Source organism: Streptomyces xinghaiensis S187 (assembly GCF_000220705.2).
Taxonomy (GTDB): Bacteria; Actinomycetota; Actinomycetes; order Streptomycetales; family Streptomycetaceae; genus Streptomyces; species Streptomyces xinghaiensis.
In genome coordinates this window covers 5,178,073-5,200,688 of the sequence record NZ_CP023202.1, presented here as the reverse complement: position 1 = coordinate 5,200,688, position 22,616 = coordinate 5,178,073, and the positions used below count along the sequence as shown (strand labels likewise).

Sequence of the window (22,616 nt, the reverse complement as noted above, 5' to 3'; positions counted from 1 at the left end):
CCCCACTGCCTCGGCCCCACCGCCCCGCTCCGATGAGAGATCCCCGTGCTGTTCCGACTGATGCGCTCCCGCCTCGCCCCGTACCGGCGACCCGTGCTGCTGATCGTCCTGCTCCAGTTCACGCAGACGCTCGCGGCCCTCTATCTGCCCGCGCTCAACGCGGACATCATCGACAACGGCGTGGTGATGGGCGACACCGGGCACATCCTGCGCACCGGCGGCGTCATGGTCGCGGTCACCCTGGTCCAGGCCGTGTGCACCATCGGCGCGGTGTACTTCGCCGCCCGGACCGCCATGGCCGTCGGCCGGGACGTCCGGGCCGCCGTGTTCGACCGGGTGCAGAGCTTCTCCGCGCGCGAGGTCGGCCACTTCGGAGCGCCCTCGCTGATCACCCGGACCACCAACGACGTCCAGCAGGTGCAGATGCTGGTGCTGATGTCGTTCACGCTGATGGTCGCCGCGCCCATCATGGGCGTCGGGGGCATCGTGATGGCCCTCGGCCAGGACGTGCCGCTGTCCGGCCTGCTGGTGGCCGTGGTGCCGGTGCTGGGCATCGCGGTGGCCGTGGTCGTGCGGCTGCTGCGCCCGCTGTTCCGCCTGGTGCAGGAGCGGCTGGACACCGTCAACCGGGTGCTGCGGGAGCAGATCACCGGCATCCGCGTCATCCGCGCCTTCGTCAAGGACGACTACGAGCGGCTGCGCTTCGAACGGGCCAACGCCGAGCTGACCGACGTCTCGCTGAGCACCGGCCGGCTGCTCGCCTTCATGTTCCCGCTGGTGATGACGGTGGTGAACGTCGCCGGGGTGGCCGTGCTCTGGTTCGGCGCCCACCGGATCGACAGCGGCGGCATGCAGATCGGCGCGCTCACCGCCTTCCTCTCCTATCTGATGCAGATCCTGATGTCGGTGATGATGGCCACCTTCATGTTCATGATGGTGCCGCGCGCCGAGGTCTGCGCCGAGCGGATCCAGGAGGTGCTGACCACCGAGCCGGGCGTCGTCCCGCCCGCCGATCCGGTGCGCGCCCTGCGCCGGCACGGAACGCTGGAGCTGCGCGGCGCGGGCTTCAGCTACCCCGGCGCCGAGGACGCGGTGCTGCGGGACGTCACCCTGACCGCCCGGCCCGGGGAGACCACGGCCGTGATCGGCTCCACCGGCAGCGGCAAGAGCACGCTGCTGCACCTCATACCCCGGCTGATCGACGCCACCGAGGGCGAGGTCCTGGTCGACGGCGTGGACGTGAAGCGGCTGGACCCCGTGCTGCTGGCCGAGACGGTCGGGCTGGTGCCGCAGAAGCCGTACCTCTTCTCCGGCACGGTGGCCTCCAATCTCCGCTACGGCAATCCCGAGGCGACCGACGAGGAGCTGTGGCACGCCCTGGAGGTCGCCCAGGCGCGGGAGTTCGTCGAACGGCTGGGCACCGAGGCGGCCGAGGGGGGAACCGGCTCGGGTCTGGAGGCGCCGATCGCGCAGGGCGGCTCCAACGTCTCCGGCGGGCAGCGGCAGCGGCTGGCCATCGCCCGCGCCCTGGTGCGGCGCCCGGAGATCTACCTCTTCGACGACTCCTTCTCCGCCCTCGACTACGCCACCGACGCCGCGCTGCGGGCCGCTCTGGCGCGCGAGACGGCCGAGGCGACGGTGCTGATCGTCGCGCAGCGGGTGAGCACCATCCGCGAGGCCGACCGCATCGTCGTCCTCGACGAGGGCCGCGTCGTCGGCACCGGCACCCACCGCGAACTGATGGCGGGCAACGCCACCTACCGGGAGATCGTGCTCTCCCAGCTCACCGAAGAGGAGGCCGCGGCGTGACCGCGCAGCAGACCCCGGCCGCCCGCCGTCCCCCGGCGCCCCTGCCCGGCCCGGCCGGGCGGATGATGGGCGGCCCCGTCGAACGGTCCATGGACTTCAAGGGCTCCGGACGGCGGCTGCTGCGCCGGCTGCGCCCCGAACGAGCGGTGCTCTGGGCCATGCTGGCGATGAGCGCGGCCGGCATCGCGCTCTCCGTGGCCGGGCCGCTCATCCTGGGCCGCGCCACCGACCTGGTGTTCGCCGGAGTGATCGGCCGGCGGACGCCGGAGGGCGCCACCCAGGAGGAGGTGGTGGAGAACGCGCGCCGCGCGGGCGACGGCAACATCGCCGACATGCTCTCCGCGATGGACTTCACCCCCGGGCAGGGCATCGACTTCGACGCGGTGGGCGCCGTCCTGCTGACCGCGCTGGCCGTCTACGCGGCCGCCGGCCTCTTCATGCTCGTCCAGGGCAGGCTGGCCGCCCTCGCCATCAACCGCACCGTCTTCCGGATGCGGGAGGACGTGCAGGCCAAGCTGTCCCGGCTGCCGCTGGCGTACTTCGACCGGCAGCCGCGCGGCGAGGTGCTCAGCCGGGCCACCAACGACATCGACAACATCGCGCAGACACTCCAGCAGACGATGAGCCAGCTGCTCAACGCGCTGCTGACGGTGGTCGGGGTGCTGGCGATGATGTTCTGGGTGTCGCCGCTGCTGGCCCTGGTCGCGCTGGTCACCGTGCCGGTGTCGGTGGCGGTCGCGGCGGCCGTGGGCAAGCGGGCGCAGCCGCAGTTCGTGGCGCAGTGGAAGACCACCGGGCAGCTCAACGCGCACATCGAGGAGATGTACACCGGGCACGCCCTGGTGAAGGTCTTCGGGCGGCAGCGGGAGTCGGCGGAGGCGTTCCGCGAGCAGAACGAGGCGCTGTACCGCTCCGGTTTCCGGGCCCAGTTCATCAGCGGGATCATGCAGCCGGCGATGATGTTCATCGGCAATCTCAGCTATGTGCTGGTGGCGGTGGCCGGCGGGCTGCGGGTGGCCTCGGGCGCGCTGTCCATCGGGGACGTGCAGGCGTTCATCCAGTACTCGCGGCAGTTCAGCCAGCCGCTGACGCAGGTGGCGAGCATGGCCAACCTGCTGCAGTCGGGGGTCGCCTCGGCCGAACGCGTCTTCGGGCTGCTGGACGAGGAGGAGCAGGAGCCGGACGGGCCGTCGCCGGCCCCGCTCCCGTCCCCGGCGGGGCCCGGGCGGTCCGCGGCGCGCGGCGGCCGGGTCGCCCTGGAGCACGTCGCGTTCCGCTACCGGCCGGAGAAGCCGCTCATCGAGGACCTGTCGGTGACCGTCGAGCCCGGGCAGACCGTCGCGATCGTCGGCCCGACCGGCGCCGGCAAGACCACCCTCGTCAATCTGCTGATGCGGTTCTACGAGGTGACGGGCGGGCGGATCACCCTGGACGGCACGGACATCGCCGCGCTGCCGCGCGAGGAGCTTCGCTCCCGGATCGGCATGGTCCTCCAGGACACCTGGCTGTTCGGCGGCACCATCGCGGAGAACATCGCGTACGGGGCGGCGGACCCGGGGGCGGTGAGCCGGGAGCGGGTCGAGGAGGCGGCGCGGGCCGCGCACGCGGACCGCTTCGTCCGCACCCTGCCCGAGGGCTACGACACCGTGATCGACGACGACGGCACCGGCGTCAGCGCGGGCGAGAAGCAACTCCTCACCATCGCACGGGCGTTCCTCTCCGACCCGGTGATCCTGGTGCTGGACGAGGCGACGAGTTCCGTCGACACCCGCACGGAGGTGCTGATCCAGCACGCCATGGCCGGGCTCAGCGCGGGGCGCACGAGCTTCGTCATCGCGCACCGGCTGTCCACGATCCGCGACGCCGACGTCATCCTCGTCATGGAGTCCGGCGCGATCGTCGAACAGGGCACACACGAGAGCCTGCTGGCCGCGGGCGGCGCCTACGCACGGCTGTACGCGGCGCAGTTCGCGGAGGCGGTCGCGGAGGTGGACTGACGGCGGGACCGGGCGGGTTCCGGGCCGGGGTTCCGGGCCCGTGCGGGCGCCGTACGAGGCCCGCCCCGCCCCCGTCCCGGTCCGGCCCCGGCCCCGGCCCGGTTTCCTCAACCGCCGTCGCCGGCACCGGCAGTGTCGCCGTCCAGGAACGGTGTGGTCGTGAAGGCCGTCATGTTCCCGGGTCCGGTCCCCCGGGTGATCCACCAGTGCGTGGGGTCCTCACCGTAGAAGCCGAAGAGGCTGTGGGCCGCCCAGTTCAGGACGAGTTCGTCCCGGCCGTCGCCGTCGAAGTCGGCGGCACCGTACGGGCGTGCCTCCCGGTCCTCGGCGGGCACCGTGCGGCTTTTCCCGGGCTTGCCGCTCTTGCCGCTCTTCCCGTCCGGCTCGCCCGGCACGCGGGCGGGCCCGAGGCGCAGCACCTCCGTGCGCCGGTCGCCGTCGCCGTCGAGCAGGTCGATCAGGAGGGCCCCGTCGTCGGTGGCGACCAGCAGCGCGTCCCGGCCGTCGCCGTCCGGGTCGGCCGCGCTGTAGCCGCCCGGCCCGTACGGTTTCCGGGTCTCCGGGAGCTGCACCGTGCGCGGGGGGCCGCCCGTGCCGGGATGGACCGCCAGGGAGGCGTGCACCTCGGGTGCCTCGGTGCGGTAGCCGGGCTCGTCGTTGCGGCTGCCGTCGTCACCGACGGCCAGATCGCGGCGGCCGTCCCCGTCGAAATCGCCGAAGGCCACGGCGTTGCCCTTGCGCACTTCCTCGCCGGAGGCGGCCAGGCCGCTGCCCCGGCGGGCCGTGTAGAAGAGGCCGCCGACCTGTTCGCCGTCCCCGCCCCGGTGCACCAGCAGGCCGGTGGCGCGGGGCTCGCCCGTGGGGTCGATGTCGTCCGCGATCAGCCGGCGCGCGTCCCGCGTGCCCGGACGGGTGTCGGTGCGCGCGGGGACGCCGGAGCGGGAGAACGGGCCGTGGAGGATGAGCACCGCCGTGCCGTCCTGCCGCAGCGCCGCGAGGTCGTGGTGGCCGTCGCCGTCGAAGTCACCGCGCACCGCCGCGTCGAGGCCGCCGGCGGCCGTGTTCCCCGCCGGGCGGACGGTGGTCGGCGGGGTGCCGTCGCGCGGTCCGGCCGGGCCGGCCGGTCCGCCCCAGCTCACCGCGAGAGCGGAGCGCTGGGCATGACCGCTGGTGTCCCGCTGCGACTCCTCCCGCGTCAGGGGTTCGCTGTACTGGGTGACGAAGTCGGGGTAGCCGTCGCCGTCCAGATCGGCGGTGGTGATCTGGGCCGGACCGATCCCGTTCCGGGGCGCCCGGTCCGGCTCCCGCGGGCGCGGCACCAGGCTCGCGCGGTCGTGGACGGTCCGCGTGGCGGGGTCCGGGCCCCCGGCAGAGCCGAAGACGACGGCCACCTGGCGTGGTGTCCGCTCGCCGGCCCCGGAGCCGCCGCCCACCGGGATGAGCAGGTCGCGGTGGCCGTCGCCGTTGATGTCGTCCGGATCTTCCGAGCCCTTGCCCTCGGCGGGCGGGCGGGAGGCCGTCGGTGTGGCCACCGGGTCTCCGTTCTCCTCTGTGCCGCCGGAGGAACTACCCGACGGGCGCGCCCGTTCGGCGGTCCCGCCGCCGCAGGCCGTGAGCAGTGCCAGGACGGCGCAGGCCACCAGGGCGCGGGCCGGGGTGTTTCGGCGTCTCATGTCCTCACCCCACACCACCGCTGCCCGCGGGCCAAGGGCGGGGGCGGGTTGCCGCCGAGTCGTTGGACCGCCGGTGCCGGTCCGGGATCCGCGGGAAGGGAGGCGGTGCTGCGGGGCGGCATGCCTGCGGCGGGCGGCCTGCCGGGGCTCAGTCGAGGTAGCCGCGGAGCTGGTCGGCGTAGCTGTGTTCGCGGAGTCTGCCGAGGGTCTTGGACTCGATCTGCCGGATGCGTTCCCGGGTCACCCCGAAGATCTGCCCGATCTCCTCCAGCGTGCGCGGCCGTCCGTCGACCAGTCCGTAGCGCAACTGGACGACTCTGCGCTCCCGTTCGCCGAGCGTGGAGAGCACATGGTCGAGATGTTCGCGGAGCAGCAGGAAGGCGGCGGACTCGACGGGGGACGCGGCGTCGCCGTCCTCGATGAGGTCGCCGAAGGCCACGTCGTCCTCCTCGCCGACCGGCGCGTGCAGGGAGACCGGCTCCTGGGCGAGGCGCAGCACCTCGTCCACCCGCTCCGGGGTGAGGCCGAGATGGGCGGCGACCTCCTCGGCCGCCGGCTCGTGACCGCGCTCCTGCAGGATGCGGCGCTGTACCCGGATGACGCGGTTGATCAGTTCGACGACGTGGACGGGGACCCGGATGGTGCGCGCCTGGTCGGCGAGGGCCCGGGACATGGCCTGCCGTATCCACCAGGTGGCGTAGGTGGAGAACTTGTACCCGCGGGCGTAGTCGAACTTCTCGACGGCGCGGATGAGGCCGAGGTTGCCCTCCTGGACGAGGTCGAGCATGGTCAGCCCACGGCCGACATAGCGCTTGGCGACGGAGACGACGAGCCGCAGATTGGCCTCGATCAGCCGGCGTTTGGCCATCCGGCCGAGCACCACCAGCTGGTCCAGTTCGTCGGCCAGCCGGGAGTCGAGGTCGGGGAAGCGGCTCAGCTTGTCCTCGGCGAAGAGCCCGGCCTCCACGCGGGTCGCGAGCTCCACCTCCTCGGCGGCCGAGAGCAGCGGGATGCGGCCGATCTCGCGCAGGTACTGGCGGAAGAGGTCGGAGGAGGGGCCGGAGGGATCGGAGCGGGCGGTGCCGTCACCCGCGCGGGCGGGCGCGGGCGGGGGCTCGGCGTCCGGGACGGCATCCGGGGCCGCGTCCGGAACGGCATCCGGGCCCTCATCCGGCTCGGCGTCCGCGACGGCGGGGTCGCCGGCCGGGAGGCCGCCGGGGAACGCGTCCTCGGGCGGGGCGCCGCCCGGCGGAGCGCCGTCCGGCGGCGGTTCGGTGTCCTCGGCCGGGTCGGCGGGACCGGCGGAGTCGCCGGGCGGCGTGCCGTCCGCCGCCCCGGGATGGTGCGGCGGGACGGTCAGCGGGGACACGGCCGCCGCCGTGCCGCTGAGGGTATGGGTCTGCACGGGGCGGCCTCCAGGAGGATCGCTGCCGGGTCGGGGCGGCGTGCGACGGCGGAACGGCCGCGGCCCAGCCGCCGGCCGTCCCGTACGCCAGGAGCGGATCCGCGGGGGCCGGGAACCGGTCGACCGGACCCGCCGCGCTCCGAGGAATCAGGCACCGCACACCAGTGTGAGGCACGGCACATGCCCCGTACGAGGGTCCTGCGCCCACTTTCTGGACGGGGCCGTCACCCTCCGCTTCCCCACCGCGACCGAACGTCCGGACGCCCTCCTCCGTCCCGCATGGAGGGGTGGTCCGCCGGGTAGCCGCGCTGCCGAAAGGGCATCGGACCGCCCTCTGCCGCGCCACCGGCGCACGCGCCGCGGCATGGTTCCGCGAGGGCGTCTTCCGGACATCCACAGGGAGGCTCTGCGATGCGTACGGACAAGCGCGTTCGGATCACGGCGGCCGCGGCCGGCGGACTGCTGGTCACTGGACTGCTGGCGGGCTGCGGCCCCGAGGACGGGGCGGCGAGCCCCGACGCCTCGCCCGGACCGGCCCGGACGGACGAGGACGGCGACAGGAAAGGCGGCGGTGAGGCGGACGGCGCCGCGGGCGGAGAGGGCGGCACGGTCGCCGCCGCCTACCAGAAGACGGCCGAGGCCGGGACGGCCGAGATCACCCTGGTCACCGAGGTCGGGACCGGGGAGGAGGACGCCGTCATGCGCGGCTCCGGCGTCATCGACCTCAAGAGCGGCACCAGTGAGATGGTCCTGAAGGCCCCGGGCGCCCGGATCGAGCAGCGCACCGTGGACGGCATCGTCTACCAGAAACCGTCCGCCGGGCAGCGGCAGCAACTGCCCGACGGCAAGACCTGGATGAGCTACGACCTCCGGAAGCTCGGCGCGCAGGCGGGCACCGGCGCCCAGATCGCCGACCCGGCCGCCGCCCTCGCCTACGCGAAGGGCATCACCGAGAAGGACGTGGAGAGGATCGGCGAGGAGACCCTCGGCTCCACGGCGACGACGCACTACGAGGTGGACGTGGACGTGCGGTCGCTGGTGCGGAACAACGAACTGATGGGCGAGGCGCTGCGGGACACGGTCGGCGACACCCTGCCGCTGCACATCTGGCTGGACGACGAGGGGCGGCTCCGCCAGCAGAAGATGGAACTCGACGTCGACGCCTCCGCGCCGGGCGAGGGGCGGAGCGCGAGTCCCGAGCGGGTCACCGTCGCCACGACGCTCAAGCTCGGCGACTTCGGCACGGAGGTGGACGTCGAGCCGCCGCCCGCCGCCGACACGGCCGACATGACCGACAAGGCCGCGCGCAAGGGCGGACAGGGCGCCGGGAAGAACGAGTAGGGCGCGGCTCAGAGCGCGGCGGCGCCCCGGTTCCGGAGATCCTGCCGGTACTGCTCCAGCACCCACAGCTCCTCCTGCAGGGAGGCGTACGCGGACATGTCGCCGCCGGCCTCGCAGCGGCGCATCGAGCCCTGGATCTGCCCGATCCGCCGGTCCACGGCGGCCAGCCGCACGGCGGCGAGCTGGGTGCCGGCGTAGAACTCGTCCGGCTCCTTGCGGGTCAGCAGCGGCTCGACGGCCAGCTCCGTGATCAGTGAACGCACCGTGTCGTCCGGCGCCGCCTCGCGGGCGCGGGTGAGGAAGCCGTCGTCCGCGCCGGTCGTGCCGCCCGCCTCGGCGATGGCCTCGCGCACCGTGGCGTAGGGGGCGGCCGTGAACTCGTCCGCTCCGTAGGCGTCGAACACGGGGGCGACCAAGTCGGGCCGCTGGAGCGCCAGTTTGAGCAGCTCCCGCTCCACGCGGTGGGCCGGGCTGCGCAGATCCAGCCGCGGGCCCCGGGGCGCCGCGGGACGCTGTGCCTCCGGCTGCCGGCCCCGGCCGCCCTGCGGACCGCGGCCGGGCGCCGCGCCCGACAGGGCCGGTTCCGGCGCGCCGCGCTCGTAGCTGCGCGCCAGGGCGTGCACCCGGCGGCGCACGGCCTCCTCCTCGGCCGGGGAGGTGAGGCCGACCATGCCGCCGAGCCGGGTGGCGTACCGGTCCCGCAGGCTGCGGTCCTTGATCCGCGCCACCACGGGCACGCCCGCGTTGAGCGCGGCGACCTGGCCCTCCTCGGAGGTGAGGTGGTACCCGGAGACGATCGAGCGGAGCGCGAAGGCGAACAGCGGGGTGCGGGAGTCGATCAGGGAGCGCACGGCCTCGTCGCCCTCGGCGAGGCGCAGTTCGCAGGGGTCCATACCGCCGGGGGTGATGGCGATGGAGGTCTCGGCGGCGAACTTCTGGTCGTCCTCGAAGGCGCGGAGCGCGGCCTTCTGCCCGGCCGCGTCGCCGTCGAACGTGAAGACGACCTCGGCGCCGGAGTTGTCCATCAGCAGCCGGCGGAGGATCTTGATGTGCTCGCCGCCGAAGGAGGTGCCGCAGGTGGCGATGGCGGTGGTGACCCCGGCGAGATGGCAGGCCATGACGTCGGTGTACCCCTCGACGACGACGGCCCGGCTGCCCTTGGCGATGTCCTTCTTGGCGAGGTCGATGCCGTAGAGGACCTGCGACTTGCGGTAGAGCGGGGTTTCGGGGGTGTTGAGGTACTTGGGGCCGTTGTCGTCCTCGCGGAGCTTGCGGGCGCCGAAACCGATCACCTCGCCGGTGATGTCGCGGATGGGCCACATCAGCCGGCCGCGGAACCGGTCGATGGGGCCGCGGCGGCCGTCCTGCGCGAGGCCGGAGAGGATCAGCTCCTTGTCGGTGAAGCCCTTGCCGCGCAGGAAGCGGACGAGGTGGTCCCAGCCGGCCGGGGAGTAGCCGACGCCGAAGTGCTCGGCCGCGGCCTGGTCGAAGCCGCGCTCGGCGAGGAACTTCCGGCCGATCTCCGCCTCGGGGCCGTCGAGCTGCTCGGTGTAGTAGCGGGCGGCGGCCCGGTGCGCCTCGACCAGGCGGATCTTCTCGCCCTGCTGGCGGCCCGGGTTGTAGCCGCCCTCCTCGTAGCGCAGGGTGATGCCGGCCTGGGCGGCCAGCCGCTCGACGGCCTCCGAGAAGGAGAGGTGGTCGAGCTTCATCACGAAGTCGAGGGTGTCCCCGCCCTCCTGGCAGCCGAAGCAGTAGTAGAGCCCCTTGCTGGGGCTGACCTGGAAGGACGGGCTCTTCTCGTCGTGGAAGGGGCACAGGCCCTTGAGGTTGCCGCCGCCGGCGCTCCGGAGCTGGAGGTACTCGGACACGACGGCGTCGATCGGGACCGCGTCCCGGACCGCCTTCACGTCGTCGTCGTTGATCCTGCCTGCCACGCGGTGAAGTCTACGGTGGCGCTACGACACCCCGGACCGGCCGGTTCTCCGGCCGGATCCCGCGGTCCGGACCGTCCGGGGGCACGCCCGGCCGGGCCGCCCGGGGCCGTGCGGGGCGGGGTGCCGTCCGGCGGCCGTCAGTCCGCGCCGTCTCCGAGCGCCCTCGTCAGGACCACGTGCGGGCCGACGCCCTCGATCTCGAACTCCTCACCGGCCACCGTGAAGCCCTCGCGCTCGTAGAAGCCCCGGGCTCCGGTGCGGCCGTGGCACCAGACGACCCCGGCGCCCCGCGAGCGGGCCTCGGCGATCCCCGCGGCCAGCACGGCCCGGCCGAAGCCCCGCCCCCGGACCGACGGCTCGCTCGCCATCCCGCGGAAGCGATGGGCGGGCGTCCGGCCGCCGGAGCCGGGGAGGGGCTCCGGGAAGAAGGTGACGCAGGCCCGTACCGCCCGGCTCCCGTCGTACGCGGCGATGTGGAAGGTGCCGGGAGCCGAGTCCTCCGGAAACACCGCGGTCTCCTCGGGGAGGCCGGGGCGGAGCACCTTCCACCGCAGCTCGAAGATCTCCGCCACCGGGGTGACGGCTGTGGGGATCGCCATGGGGGCGACGCTACTCCAGCGCTCCCGCCACCGGCCACGTCGCCGGCCGTCCGTCGCTCCGGCCGCCTCCGGGCCGCGGCTACCCGCCCGCCCGCTCCGTCAGCGATCCCAGGGGTACGGAGGGGTCGGCGAGCGCCGACGGGTCCACGGGCCGCCCGGCGCGGACCAGCCGCTGGATCTTGTCGGTGACGTCCCAGACGTTGACGTTCATACCGGCGAGCACCCGGCCGTCGGCGGACAGCCAGAAGGCGATGAACTCCCGGCGGCCCGCGTCCCCGCGGATCACCACCTGGTCGTAGCTGCCGGGCGGGGCGTAGCCGGAGTACTCCAGGCCCACGTCGTACTGGTCGGAGAAGAAGTACGGGACCCGGTCGTAGACCACTTCGCGGCCGAGCATCGAACGGGCCGCCGCCGGGCCGCCGTTGAGGGCGTTCGCCCAGTGTTCGACGCGCAGCCGGCCGCCGAGCAGCGGATGGGCCGCGGCGGCGACGTCACCGGCGGCGTAGATGTCCGGGTCGCTGGTGCGCAGGGAGGCGTCGACGGCGATGCCGCCGCCGGAGGCCGGGTCGGCCAGTTCCAGCCCGGCCGATTCGGCGAGGGCGGTGCGCGGGGCCGCGCCGATGGCGGCGAGGACGGCGTGCGCGGGGTGCTCCTCGCCGTCGTCCGTGCGGGCCGCGAGGACCATGCCGTCCTGGCCGGTGATCTCCGTGAGGCTCGCGCCGAAGTGGAAGCGGACGCCGCGCTCGGCGTGGAGATCGGTGAAGATGCCGCCCAGCTCGGGGCCGAGGATGCCGTACAGCGGGGTGGCGGCGCGTTCGACCACCGTCACCTCGGCGCCGTAACCGCGGGCGGCCGCGGCCACTTCGAGGCCGATCCAGCCGGCACCGGCGATGAGGAGGTGGCCGTTGTCCCGGCCCAGTGAGGCGAGGACGCCGCGCAGCCGTTCGGCGTGCGCCAGCCGGCGCAGATGGTGGACGCCGGCCAGGCCGGTGCCGGGGATGTCGAGGCGGCGGGGCTCCGCGCCGGTGGCGAGCAGCAGCTTGTCGTAGTGGCAGCGGGTGCCGTCGCCGAGGCCGACGGTCTTGGCGGCCGGGTCGAGGTGGACGGCGGACTGGCCGAGGTGCAGTTCGATCTCGGCCCGCGCGTACCAGGCGGGTTCGTGGACGAAGACGCTGTCCCGTTCCTCCTTGCCGATGAGGAAGCCCTTGGAGAGGGGCGGTCGCTCGTAGGGCTGGTCGCGCTCGTCGCAGATGAGGATGACCCGGCCGGTGAACCCCTCGGACCGCAGGGTCTCGGCCGCCTTCGCCCCCGCCAGTCCTCCCCCGACGATGACGAAGGTCTGATGTGCGTCGACCACGTGATGCCTCCTCGCTACCGGCGTATGGGCCTGTGTTCATAGTCCCCCGGGCGTCCCGCCCCAAGCGAGCGTCCCGCAACGGGCGTGCCGGGTGAAGGGGAAGCGGCGTGAGCGGGGCAGACCTTCACGGGTCGTACCCATGCGGGCGGTCGCGGGCGGGTCCGGGTGGGGGCGAGCCGGCGGGGAGCGGGCCGGGCGGTTCTCCGTCCGTCCCGCCGTCGCCGACCGGCCGGCGCCGCCGCTCAGCCCTCGTGCGGGCCCGGCCGGGCCGTGAGCCGGGCGTGCAGGCCGCGGGCCGAGCTGTCGGTGAGCGAGGCGATCTGGTCGACGACCACCCGCTGCCGGGCCCGGTCGTCGCCGGCCGCCGCGTACTCCGCCCGGAACTGCGGGTCCATGCCGTCGGGCGCCCGCGCGCTCAGCGCCTCGGCCAGCTCCCCGAGGACGACGCGCTGGTCGGCGCGGAGTCGCTCCTGCTCCGGGTGCTGCATGACGTAGCGGTCGGCGACCGCCTTGAGCACGGCGCACTCCAGGCGCGTGGCCCGGGGAACCACCAGCTCGGCGGCGTAGCGGGTCAGCCGCCCCGAGCCGTACGCGGCCCGCGTCGCGCCCTCGGCGGCGAGGCAGAAGCGGCCGATGAGCTGGCTGGTGGCGTCCTTCAGCCGGGCCTGCGCCACGGCGGAGCCGTCGTAGCCGTGCGGCCACCACTCCTGGTCGGTCAACCGGTCCAGAGCTTCGGCCAGTTCGTCCGGTTCGGCGCCCGGGGGCGCGTAACGGGCCAGCGCCACCCGGAAGATGTCCTGCCGCTCGGGCTCCGCGAGGAGGAGGTTGGGGTCGATGTGGCCGGCGTGGAGGCCGTCCTCGACGTCGTGGACGGAGTACGCCACATCGTCGGACCAGTCCATGACCTGGGCCTCGAAGCACTGCCGCCCCGGGGGCGCGCCCTGCCGGAGCCAGTCGAAGACGGGCCGGTCGTCCTCGTAGACGCCGAACTTCGGGGAGGCCGGGCCGGCGGGGTGGGCGCCGCGCGGCCACGGGTACTTGGTGGCCGCGTCGAGGGCGGCGCGGGTGAGGTTGAGGCCGACGCTCACCAGGTCGCCGTCGTCCGTGCGGACGAACCGTTTCGGCTCGATGCGGGTCAGCAGCCGCAGGGACTGGGCGTTGCCCTCGAAGCCGCCGCAGCCCTTGGCGAACTCGTCGAGCACCTGTTCGCCGTTGTGCCCGAAGGGCGGGTGGCCGAGGTCGTGCGCCAGGCAGGCCACCTCCACGAGATCGGGATCGCAGCCGAGCGCCGCCCCCAGTTCCCGGCCGACCTGGGCGCACTCCAGCGAGTGGGTGAGGCGGGTGCGGGGACTGGCGTCCCAGGCGGAGGTCCGGACGGGCCCGGCGCCGCCCGCGGCCGCGGTGGCGGACTCCTGGGCGATGCCGGGCGTCACCACCTGGGTCTTCCCCGCGAGACGGCGCAGGGCCGCGGAGTGCAGGACGCGGGCGCGGTCGCGCTGGAAGTCGGTCCGGCCGGGGCGCTTGTCCGGCTCGGCCGACCAGCGCTCGACGTCCGCCCGGTCGTATCCCGGCACGGGGGTGCGGGAAGGGCGGGGGGACCCCGGTCCGCCGGGGACCGGGCGGTCGCCGGGGGCCCCGGGGGACAGGGGCGCTGGTGTGCCTTCGCCGTTCATGCCTTGACCGTATCCGCAGCGGACGAGGGCATTCACGCGCCGGGCGGGCCGGGGCGCCGGGCGCGCGGTGCGGCGGGGCCACGGACGCGCGCCCGCATCACCGGTGCGGCCCGCCGCACCGGTGATGCGGGCGCGCCGGTGCCAAGAACGGTGCCGGTGCCGGTGGCCGGACGCCCCGGCCGGGACGGCGCAGAGGCCCCCGGGTTCCGGTGCGGGCCCGCCCGGGGGACGGTTCCCCCGGCCTCCCGAGTCCGGCCCGGCCGGGTTGGCCCCTTCCGTCCGGCCGAAGGTGCGGACGGTCCATGGCGGGGCGGTGCCGGACGCGTCTGCGGGGCTATGCGGCCGAGGCGGAGCCCGGGCGGGTGGGCGCGGTCCGGAGCGGGGAGGTCCGGGCCGCCGGTGGTGCCGCGGCGGCGAGCGCCTCGTCGTAGCGGTGCAGGACCAGGCGGGCCATCGCGGTGTGCGCTCCCAGGGGGGCCGCCGCGAGGCCGTCCGGCGCGGCCTGCGCGCAGAGGGTGGCGAACCGCCCGGGCGCGGTGAAGTACGAGGCCACGGCCACGCGGCGGCAGCCCCGGGCGCGCAGTTCGCGGACCGCTTCCGGCACGGTGGGCGCCGCGGCCGAGGCGTAGGCCGGGAGCACGGGGATGCCGCCGAGGCGTGCGCCGAGGAGCCGGGCGGTGCGGCCGGTGTCGCGGGCTCCGTCCGGATCGCGCGATCCGGCCGCCGCCAGCACCACGCCGTCGTAGCCGTCAAGACCGCCCTCGGGGCCGCGCGGAGCGCCGGCCGCCTCGGTCAGCCGGGCGTGCAGCGCCTCGGCGAGCAGGGGGTGCGGGCCGAGCGGCGCGGCGACGACGGCCCGCAGGGCGGGGGCCGAGCCGGCGAGGATCCGCGGGATGTCGTGCTTGACGTGGTACCCGCGGCTGAGCAGCAGGGGCACGAGGACGGCACCGTGGGCTGCGGCGCCGCTGCCGCCGGTCCCGGCGCCGGGACCGGGGCCCGGAGCGGCCGGGCGGCCTGTCCGGAGGGCCGCTTCCGTCTCCGCCAGCGTGTCCGGCAGCAGGGGTTCGTTCAGCTCGATGTGCCCGAGGCGCACCGAGAGCCCGGGACGGAGCGCGCGGACCCGGTCGAGGAGCGCGGTGACCGTGCGCAGGGCCTCGGGGTCGCGGCTGCCGTGTGCCACGGCGACCAGAACGGGCGACCGGGTCCCGGAGCGGCGGGTTGTGGGGTACGGGTGCCCGCCGCGGGCGCCGATGGAGTGGAGTGCGGTGCCGAGCCGGCTGCCGATCCGGTGCATGAGCTGCGCCGTGCTGTCGAGGTCGAGAGGGCCGGGGCAGCGGCCGTGGGGGCCTGGGTGCGGGGTCGACGCCGTCATGCGACGAGTCTGCCGGGCGCTCGTTGCCGTGCCGTTGCGCCGTGATGACGCCTGGTTTCCGCTGCTTCACCGGCGCGGGCGGGATCTGTGAGGGGGCGCGGGAGCGGCCGGTGTCCGTCCGGAGGGAACCGGTGCCCGCCCGCCGGGCGTTGTGGTGATCGTACGACGGGGGTGGGGGCGGCCGGTGGCGGCGGGAGAGCGGGGCGCGGTGAAGGCGGTACGGGGCCGGGCGGAGGGTCTCCGGAGAGACGGGGAGAGCGGGGACGGCGAGAGCGAGGACGGTGACCGGGAGCGCGGGACCGGGGGCGGAGCGAGCGGGGCCCCGCGCCGTCCGGGCTCGCCGCCGTCGTCGTCCGCGTCCTCGTCTTCGTCCTGGCCCGGGTCCGGGTCCGGGCGGCGCCCGCCGCGGCCGGGTCCCGCACCGTCCCGGTTCACGCGGATCCCGGGCCTCCGGTTCCCCGTCCCCCGCCTCCCGCGTTCGGTCCGGGGCAGACGGCGGTTCGTTCAAGCGGCCGTGCTCGGCTGTGTGCTGGGCCTGCTGCCGATGACGTGGATGACGGCGGCCGGCTCCGACCGGGTGCGGACCGTCGCGGACGTCCCGCCCGCCCCGGTGGCCGTCGTCTTCGGTGCCGGGCTGCGGGACGGCGCCCCGTCGCCGTATCTGGCCCACCGCCTCGACGCGGCGGCCGAGTTGTACGGGGCGGGCACGGTCCGGGTGGTGCTGGTGACGGGCGACAACAGCACCCGGGACTACGACGAGCCCGACGCGATGCGCGCCTACCTCACGGCGCGCGGCGTACCGGACGGCCGGATCGTCAGCGACTACGCCGGGTTCGACACCTGGGACTCCTGCGTCCGGGCGAAGAAGATCTTCGGCGTGGAGCGCGCCGTGCTCGTCACCCAGGGCTTCCACATCCGCAGGGCGCTGGCGCTGTGCGCGGCGGCGGGCCTCGACGCGTACGGCGTCGGCGTGGCCGAGCGGCGCGACGTGACCTGGTACGCGGGCGGGGCCCGGGAGGTCCTCGCGGCGGCGAAGGCCGCGCTGGACGCCGCGGTCCGCCCGGACCCGCACTTCCTCGGCCCACGGGAACCGGGCGTGCGGGAGGCCCTGGCCCCGGCGGAACCCGCGGACCCGCCGGCGCCGTAGGGCGGGCGCGGGCCAGGCGCACACAGGCGCGCGAGCGCGGGCAGGGCGGCCGGGGCACCGGCGAGGACGCACCGGGCGCGGCGCGCCCCGGAACCTCACGGTGGCCCGCCGGCCGCGCTGAGGTCTCCGTCCGAGGCGTGTAACCCGGCGGGGAGCGGGGTGTAACACGGGCGGCGCAGGCTGGCATGCATGAGTGCCACGCTTCCGGCAGCCGCCGCCCCGCCCCGGCGCACCGCCGTCGACACCCACTGCCCGTACTGTGCCCTGCAGTGCGGGATGGGGCTGCGGCCGGGCGGGCCCGGGGCGGTGCCCGAGGTGGTGGAGCGGGAGGCGTTCCCCGTCAACCGGGGTGCGCTCTGCGGCAAGGGCCGTACCGCCGCCGCCGTGCTCGACCCGAGGCTGCGGCTCACCGGGCCGCTGGTGCGCCGGGACGGCGAGCTGGTCCCGGCGGGCTGGGACGAGGCGCTGGACCGGGCCGCCGAGGGGCTGCTCCGCACCCGCGCGGCCCACGGCCCGGACGCCGTCGGGGTGTTCGGCGGCGGCGGGCTGACCAACGAGAAGGCGTACGCGCTGGGCAAGTTCGCCCGGGTGGCGCTCGCCACCTCGCAGATCGACTACAACGGCCGCTTCTGCATGTCCTCGGCGGCGGCCGCCCACCAGCGCGCCTTCGGGCTGGACCGGGGCCTTCCGTTCCCGCTGGAGGACGTGGCCCGCACCGGCTGCGTCATCCTCGTCGGCTCGAACCTCGCCGAGACGATGCCGCCCGCGCTGCGCTATCTGCGGGAGCTGCGGGAGAACGGCGGCAAACTGATCGTCATCGACCCGCGCCGCACCCGGACGGCCGAGCAGGCCGATCTCCATCTGGCGCCGCGCCCGGGCACGGACCTGGCGCTGGCGCTGGGGATGCTGCACCTGGTGGTGGCCGAGGGCCGGGTCGACGAGGAGTTCGTGGCGGAGCGGACGGCGGGCTGGCCGGAGGCCCGCTCGGCGGCGATGGCGCACTGGCCCGAGCTGGTGGAGCGGATCACCGGCGTGCCGCTGCCGGCGGTCCGGGAGGCCGTGGACATGTTCTGCGGCGCGGAGAGCGGCATGGTGCTGACGGCGCGCGGCCCGGAGCAGCAGTCGAAGGGCACCGACACGGTGGGCGCCTGGATCAACTTCTGCCTCGCCACCGGCCGGGCCGGGCGCCCGCTGTCCGGCTACGGCTGCCTGACCGGCCAGGGCAACGGCCAGGGCGGGCGCGAACACGGCCAGAAGGCCGACCAGTTGCCCGGCTACCGCAAGCTGGTGGACCCGGCGGCACGCGCCCATGTGGCGGGGGTCTGGGGTGTCGATCCGGAGTCCCTGCCGGGCCCGGGCCGCAGCGCGTACGAGCTGCTGGACGCGCTGGGCGGCGAGGTGCGGTCGCTGCTGCTGATGGGGTCGAACCCCGTGGTGTCCGCGCCGCGCGCCGCGCATGTCGCCGAGCGGTTCGCCGCGCTGGACTTCCTGGTGGTGGCCGATGTGGTGCTGTCGGAGACGGCGGCCATGGCGGACGTGGTGCTGCCGGTGACGCAGTGGGCCGAGGAGACGGGGACGACGACCAACCTGGAGGGCCGGGTCATCCTGCGCCGCAAGGCGGTCGATCCGCCGGCGGGCGTGCGGTCGGACCTGCACGTGCTGCACGGGCTGGCGCGGCGGATGGGCCGGGAGAAGGGCTTCCCCATCGATCCCGAAGAGGTGTTCGAGGAGCTGCGGCGGGCGTCGGCGGGCGGCCCCGCGGACTACTCCGGCATCAGCTACCGGCGGATCGCCGAGGAGGACGGCGTCTTCTGGCCCTGCCCGGACGAGGGGCACCCGGGGACGCGCCGGCTCTTCCTGGAGCGGTTCGCGACGGAGGACGGCCGGGCCCGGTTCGTCCCCGTGACGCACCGGCCCGCCGCCGAGGAGCCGGACGAGGAGTATCCGGTGTTCCTGACGACGGGGCGGGTGGTCGCCCAGTACCAGTCGGGGGCGCAGACGCGGCGGGTCGCCGAGCTGAACGCCGCCGCGCCCGGACCGTTCGTGGAGCTGCATCCGCGGCTGGCCGAGCGGATCGGCGTGGCGGAGGGCGAGGCGGTGGCGGTCACCTCGCGGCGCGGCAGGGCGGTCGCTCCGGCCCGGGTGACGCGCGACATCCGGCAGGACACGGTCTTCATGCCGTTCCACTGGCCGGGCGAGGGCCGGGCGAACACCCTGACGAATCCGGCGCTCGACCCGACCTCACGGATGCCGGAGTTCAAGGTCTGCGCGGTCCGGGTGGAGGCGGCGGACGGGCAGTAGGCGGGCGGCGCGGGTGATGCGGACGCACGCCGCACCGCCGCACCGCCCAGCCGGCCCGCCGGGAAGCCCGTGCCGGACCACCGTGGGGGACGGTCCGGTCGGTGCACGGGGCGGCGAGTGCCCGGGGCGGCGGGGCGACCCGGGCGGCTCCCCCGCCGCCCCGAGCCGCGCCCGCCCCCGGCCGCCGGCCTCAGCCGCGCGCCGAGCCGCCGCGCTCCGCGCACTCGGGCGGCCAGCGGCCGCCGGGGACCCGGGTGCCGCCGGCCCGCAGCCCGCGCGCCACGGGCTCGGCCGCGAAGTACACCCAGGCGCGCACGGCCCGCCCGTCGGCGCACAGCACAACCCGCGCGCACCGCTCGTAGAAGGTGGCGGGCTCCCCGGGCGTGTAGCCCTCCAACGCGTCCAGCCCGGCGAGCAGTTCGCCGTAGTCGGCGGCGCGCGGCGCGATGAGGTGGCCGTGGACCTCGCCGCCCGGCTCCTCGACGGCGTACGGGAAGCCGGGCCCCTCGTAGAGCGCGGCACCCGGGAGCCGGGCGGGCTCCTCGTGGTCGGTCCGGCCGCGCAGCAGGCGGGTGTGGTGGCGTCCGCCGGGGCGCAGGGTGCCGTAGACGAAGACGGGCAGCCGCGCGCTCCGGTCCCCCGGTTCGCCGGGCCGGGGCTCGCCCGGGCTCACCGGGACGCCGTCTCCGCCGCGATCCAGGAGAGGTAGTCGGCGCCGCCCTGGGTGACGGGGGTGGCGATGATCTCGGGGACGTCGTAGTCGTGGGCGCCCCGGATATAGGTCTCCAGTTCGCCGAAGCGGACGCTCGCGGTCTTGAAGAGCACCTGCCACTCGCGGGCCGTCTCGACCGCGCCGTCCCAGTGGTAGACGGAGGTGACCGGCGCGCTGATCTGCGCGCACGCCGCCACCCGCGCCTCCACGGCTCCGCGCGCCAGGGCCTCGGCCTTCTCGGCGCTGTCGGTGGTCGTCATGACGGTCAGGAAGTCGGCCACGGCGGGGTCCTCCTCGTACTGCCGGTGCGGTCGCCTCGTCCGGTGAACGGTAACCGGCGGGGCCGGACCGGCCGCAACAACGGCGCCCGCCCTCCGGTCCGCGCTCCCGTGGCGGCCACGGGTGCGGAGCGGAGGGCGGGCGGTCCCGCCGCGGGCCGCGCGGCCGGCGCCGCCGCCGGTTCCGTCGGCGGCGGCGGCGCCGGGACCACGGATCACGGGTCACGCGCCGCGATCAGGGGGCGCGATCACGAAGCCGTTGGAATCAGAGGCCCGACTTGTACAGCAGCCGGTTGGGGGTGCCGCTGTAGTTGCCGCTGATGACGTTCGCCGTGGCGTTGGAGGTGATCCAGCTGTTGACCGTGGACGACGAGGCGTCGCCGTAGGCCGACTTGTAGAGCGCGGCGACGCCGGCGACGTGCGGGGACGCCATCGAGGTGCCGCTGAGCGAGGTGCTGCCGCCGCCCAGCCGCGTCGAGGTGATCGACACGCCGGGGGCGTAGAGGTCGGTGCAGGAGCCGTAGTTGCTGAACGACGCCTTGCGGTCCGAGCTGTCGGAGGCGGCGACGGTGATCGTGCCGGGCGCACTGGCCGGGGAGACGTTGCAGGCGTTCTGGTTCTCGTTGCCCGCCGCCACGGAGAGGTGCACGCCGGAGTTGGCGAGGTTGGTCGCCGCGTTGTTGATGGCCGAGGAGTAGCCGCCGCCGAGCGAGGCGTTGGCCACGGCGGGCTTCACCGCGTTCTGCCGGACCCAGTCGAACCCGGCGACGACCCCGGCGGTGGTGCCGGAACCGGAGCAGTTGAGCACCCGGACGCCGCGGAGCTGCACGCCCTTGGCGACGCCGTACGTGCTGCCGCCGACCGTACCGGCCACATGGGTGCCGTGGCCCTGGCAGTCCTGCCCGTTGCCCCCGAACGCGTCGAACACGTTCCGGGCCCGGCCGCCGAAGTCCGGGTGGGAGGTCTGGATGCCGGTGTCGATGATGTAGGCCGTGACGCCGGAGCCGTTGCGGTTGTAGGTGTAGCTGCCGCTCAGCGGGCGGTTCCGCTGGTCGATGCGGTCCAGGCCCCAGGGGGCGTTGTACTGGGTCGCGTCGGCCGTGATCCGCTGGTCCTCCTCGATGGCGGCCACGGATCCGTTGCCGCGCAACTCGGTGAGCTGCGCCGGGGTGAGCTTGGCGGCGAAGCCGTTGAGGGCCTTGGAGTAGACGTGCCGGGTTCTGATGCCCTCGGCCCTGGCGACGTCCTTGGCCTTGGTGCCGGCCTTGAGGGTGACGATGTAGCTGCCCGTCACTTCCAGTTCCTGGGGTGCCTGCTGGACGGCGACCAGCGGGGCGGGGGACTCGCCGGGGGCCGCGACCGCGCCGGCGGTGGGGGTGAGGGCCAGCGGTACGGCGAGCAGCAGTGCGCCGATGTGGGAACGCTTCATGGCGGAAGAGACCCTTTCGTCTCGCGGCGGCAGGGGTGGCCGCCGCTGTGGGGATGGCTCCGGCACCCGCAGGGACCGTGGGAGTCCGGGCAGGCGTCCGTGCTGGGGTGGCACGGCGGAGGGCCGCCCGTACGGTCTCGAGCGCACGTACGGGCGGAAGAGCCGCCGCGGCGCGCACGTTCCCGGACAACGTGCGCGGCGCGGCACGCCGGCCGGCGGTCCGGAGGGTTGGGGAACACCGCCGGACCGTCGGTAACCCGACGCTGTGCGGCTCACGTTAACGCCGGTTACCGTGAGCCGACCCCGGCCAGATCAGGCATGACCGGTCCCGGCCAGTCACCGCTCACCGGTGTGGGGTGTCCGACTTTTTGGCAAAGACGGCAGGGCGCCCTATCGTCATGCACATGTCTGCCGGAGAGGACCGGCCCACCGGCCGGCCGGACGCCGCACGCGCCGGACGGGGGCAGCCCCCGCCCGGCGCCGCGGCCGCCCCTGCCGACGGCGGCACGGAGGCCAGAGCGCGGGCGGCCTACGCCGCGCTGCTGCGGCAGTTGACGGTGCGCCAGGCGGGCACCGCCGGGGACTCGCCGGGGACGGAACCGGCAAGCACCGGGATGGGCGGGGCAGAGCCGGACGGCACGGAATCCGAGCCGGACGGAACGGAACCCAGCAGCCCCGGCGACGCCACAGCGGACGACCTGCCCGAGGATGTGACCCGCTGGCTCACCGAGCGCCGTCTCCTCAATCCTTCCCGCGCAGGCGTCAGTTCACCTGAGCGGGCCGTGGTCGAACTGCTCACCGATTACCGGGAGCGGCTGGCGGACGCCTGCACCACCCTGCAGCGCGACCTCAGGGCCGTGGAGGACGTGACACGGCTGCTGCCGCCGCCCCGGCTGCACGGACACGACACCGTGCCCGTCGAGTTCTTCACGGACCGGGACCAACTGCGCAAGCGCGTCGACGAGTTCCATCCGCTGACCCGGCACGAACTGCTGGCCATGCGCACCACCTTCCCCGAACCGGAGGTGCTGGAGGAGAGCCTGGTCACCGATCTCCGGCTGCTCGCCCGGGGCGCCTCCTGCCGGCTGCTCGTCTCGGCGAGCGCCCTGCGCCGGCCGGGCGCGGCCCGCTATGTGGAGAGCGTGGCGGAGGCCGGCGCCGAGGTCCGCGTCGCCACCTCCGTACCGCTCTACCTCCTGATCATCGACCGGGAACTCACCGTCATGTGGGCCGGTCTGGGCTCCGACCGCGACCGCGGAGACGTCGCCCTGCACGGCTCCCTCATCGCCGCGTGCTTCGTCCAGGTCTTCGAGCACAGCTGGGCCGCCGCCTCCCCGCACGCACCCGGGGCCCCGGCCGGCCGGGCGCAGACCGCCCGGGACTACACCCCCCGGGAACGCGAGGTGCTCGCCCTCCTCGCCACCGGTGCCAAGGACGAGAGCATCGCCCGCCGCCTGGGGATCTCCGAACGCACCCTGCGCCGCCTGATGACCCAACTGGTCGAGAAACTCGGCGTGGAGAGCCGCTTCGCGGCCGGCGTCAGAGCGGCCCGCCTCGGCCTGGTCGACTGACAGCGACCACCGGCCCAC

General features: G+C 75.0%; 16 protein-coding genes. 6 read left to right on the top strand and 10 right to left on the bottom strand.

The window, feature by feature from the left end; all coding sequences use genetic code 11:
* Positions 1–45: 45 nt before the first annotated feature.
* Positions 46–1,809, top strand: a complete 1,764-nt coding sequence (locus tag SXIN_RS22160; RefSeq protein WP_019709152.1) for an ABC transporter ATP-binding protein — start codon at positions 46–48, stop codon at positions 1,807–1,809.
* A 41-nt stretch (positions 1,810–1,850) separates the two neighbouring features.
* Positions 1,851–3,806, top strand: a complete 1,956-nt coding sequence (locus tag SXIN_RS22155) for an ABC transporter ATP-binding protein (protein ID WP_039821359.1) — start codon at positions 1,851–1,853, stop codon at positions 3,804–3,806.
* A 107-nt stretch (positions 3,807–3,913) separates the two neighbouring features.
* Here SXIN_RS22155 and SXIN_RS22150 read toward each other — a convergent pair whose 3' ends face one another.
* Both SXIN_RS22150 and SXIN_RS22145 read right to left on the bottom strand, forming a co-directional pair.
* Complete coding sequence (locus SXIN_RS22150) at positions 3,914–5,479, bottom strand: VCBS repeat-containing protein (RefSeq protein ID WP_050930831.1); 1,566 nt, start codon at positions 5,477–5,479, stop codon at positions 3,914–3,916.
* 148 nt (positions 5,480–5,627) lie between these two features.
* Positions 5,628–6,884, bottom strand: a complete 1,257-nt coding sequence (locus SXIN_RS22145) for an RNA polymerase sigma factor (RefSeq protein WP_095757419.1) — start codon at positions 6,882–6,884, stop codon at positions 5,628–5,630.
* Between the two features lie 411 nt (positions 6,885–7,295).
* On the opposite strand from SXIN_RS22145, the gene SXIN_RS22140 reads away from it, so the two are divergent.
* Positions 7,296–8,225, top strand: coding sequence for an SCO4651 family lipoprotein (locus tag SXIN_RS22140; protein ID WP_019706124.1), 930 nt, complete (start codon positions 7,296–7,298; stop codon positions 8,223–8,225).
* An 8-nt stretch (positions 8,226–8,233) separates the two neighbouring features.
* Here the strand turns inward: SXIN_RS22140 and dnaG are convergent, their stop codons facing one another.
* From dnaG to SXIN_RS22115, 5 genes are all read right to left on the bottom strand, one after another.
* On the bottom strand, positions 8,234–10,159 hold the full coding sequence (gene dnaG, locus SXIN_RS22135) for a DNA primase (RefSeq protein WP_095757418.1): 1,926 nt from the start codon (positions 10,157–10,159) through the stop codon (positions 8,234–8,236).
* A 137-nt stretch (positions 10,160–10,296) separates the two neighbouring features.
* A complete protein-coding gene (locus SXIN_RS22130) occupies positions 10,297–10,758 on the bottom strand; it encodes a GNAT family N-acetyltransferase (RefSeq protein ID WP_019709147.1) in 462 nt (153 codons plus the stop codon).
* A 79-nt stretch (positions 10,759–10,837) separates the two neighbouring features.
* Positions 10,838–12,115 (bottom strand): NAD(P)/FAD-dependent oxidoreductase, encoded by a 1,278-nt coding sequence (locus SXIN_RS22125; protein WP_019709146.1) that lies wholly within the window; start codon positions 12,113–12,115, stop codon positions 10,838–10,840.
* A gap of 242 nt (positions 12,116–12,357) precedes the next feature.
* On the bottom strand, positions 12,358–13,788 hold the full coding sequence (locus SXIN_RS22120) for a deoxyguanosinetriphosphate triphosphohydrolase (protein WP_095757417.1): 1,431 nt from the start codon (positions 13,786–13,788) through the stop codon (positions 12,358–12,360).
* 334 nt (positions 13,789–14,122) lie between these two features.
* The gene (locus SXIN_RS22115; RefSeq protein ID WP_095757416.1) at positions 14,123–15,160 is read right to left on the bottom strand and encodes a sirohydrochlorin chelatase; all 1,038 of its coding nucleotides are present in this window, start codon (positions 15,158–15,160) and stop codon (positions 14,123–14,125) included.
* A 514-nt stretch (positions 15,161–15,674) separates the two neighbouring features.
* On the opposite strand from SXIN_RS22115, the gene SXIN_RS22110 reads away from it, so the two are divergent.
* Positions 15,675–16,307 carry a SanA/YdcF family protein gene (locus SXIN_RS22110; RefSeq protein ID WP_420341062.1) on the top strand — a complete coding sequence of 211 codons (633 nt, stop codon included), beginning with the start codon at positions 15,675–15,677 and terminating at the stop codon, positions 16,305–16,307.
* Positions 16,308–16,496: 189 nt separating this feature from the next.
* Entirely contained in the window at positions 16,497–18,608 is a 2,112-nt protein-coding gene (locus SXIN_RS22105) for a molybdopterin oxidoreductase family protein (protein ID WP_019709145.1), read from the top strand.
* A gap of 190 nt (positions 18,609–18,798) precedes the next feature.
* On the opposite strand, the gene SXIN_RS22100 is transcribed toward SXIN_RS22105, so the two are convergent.
* From SXIN_RS22100 to SXIN_RS22090, 3 genes are all read right to left on the bottom strand, one after another.
* Positions 18,799–19,281, bottom strand: coding sequence for a gamma-glutamylcyclotransferase family protein (locus tag SXIN_RS22100; protein WP_238153833.1), 483 nt, complete (start codon positions 19,279–19,281; stop codon positions 18,799–18,801).
* Positions 19,278–19,601 (bottom strand): divalent-cation tolerance protein CutA, encoded by a 324-nt coding sequence (gene cutA / locus SXIN_RS22095; protein WP_019706592.1) that lies wholly within the window; start codon positions 19,599–19,601, stop codon positions 19,278–19,280. Before cutA ends, SXIN_RS22100 begins: the two co-directional genes overlap by 4 nt.
* A 262-nt stretch (positions 19,602–19,863) precedes the next feature.
* Positions 19,864–21,027 (bottom strand): S8 family peptidase, encoded by a 1,164-nt coding sequence (locus SXIN_RS22090; RefSeq protein WP_019709144.1) that lies wholly within the window; start codon positions 21,025–21,027, stop codon positions 19,864–19,866.
* A gap of 404 nt (positions 21,028–21,431) precedes the next feature.
* Here SXIN_RS22090 and SXIN_RS22085 point away from each other — a divergent pair, with 404 nt between their 5' ends.
* On the top strand, positions 21,432–22,598 hold the full coding sequence (locus SXIN_RS22085; protein WP_157916328.1) for a helix-turn-helix transcriptional regulator: 1,167 nt from the start codon (positions 21,432–21,434) through the stop codon (positions 22,596–22,598).
* The last annotated feature ends 18 nt before the right edge of the window (positions 22,599–22,616 follow it).

Coding starts and splice junctions, on each gene's coding strand:
- SXIN_RS22105 (WP_019709145.1), top strand. CDS start 16,497: ATGAGTGCCACGCTTCCGGCAGCCGCCGCCCCGCCCCGGCGCACCGCC.
- SXIN_RS22140 (WP_019706124.1), top strand. CDS start 7,296: ATGCGTACGGACAAGCGCGTTCGGATCACGGCGGCCGCGGCCGGCGGA.
- SXIN_RS22130 (WP_019709147.1), bottom strand. CDS start 10,758: ATGGCGATCCCCACAGCCGTCACCCCGGTGGCGGAGATCTTCGAGCTG.
- SXIN_RS22085 (WP_157916328.1), top strand. CDS start 21,432: ATGTCTGCCGGAGAGGACCGGCCCACCGGCCGGCCGGACGCCGCACGC.
- SXIN_RS22115 (WP_095757416.1), bottom strand. CDS start 15,160: ATGACGGCGTCGACCCCGCACCCAGGCCCCCACGGCCGCTGCCCCGGC.
- SXIN_RS22090 (WP_019709144.1), bottom strand. CDS start 21,027: ATGAAGCGTTCCCACATCGGCGCACTGCTGCTCGCCGTACCGCTGGCC.
- SXIN_RS22120 (WP_095757417.1), bottom strand. CDS start 13,788: ATGAACGGCGAAGGCACACCAGCGCCCCTGTCCCCCGGGGCCCCCGGC.
- SXIN_RS22150 (WP_050930831.1), bottom strand. CDS start 5,479: ATGAGACGCCGAAACACCCCGGCCCGCGCCCTGGTGGCCTGCGCCGTC.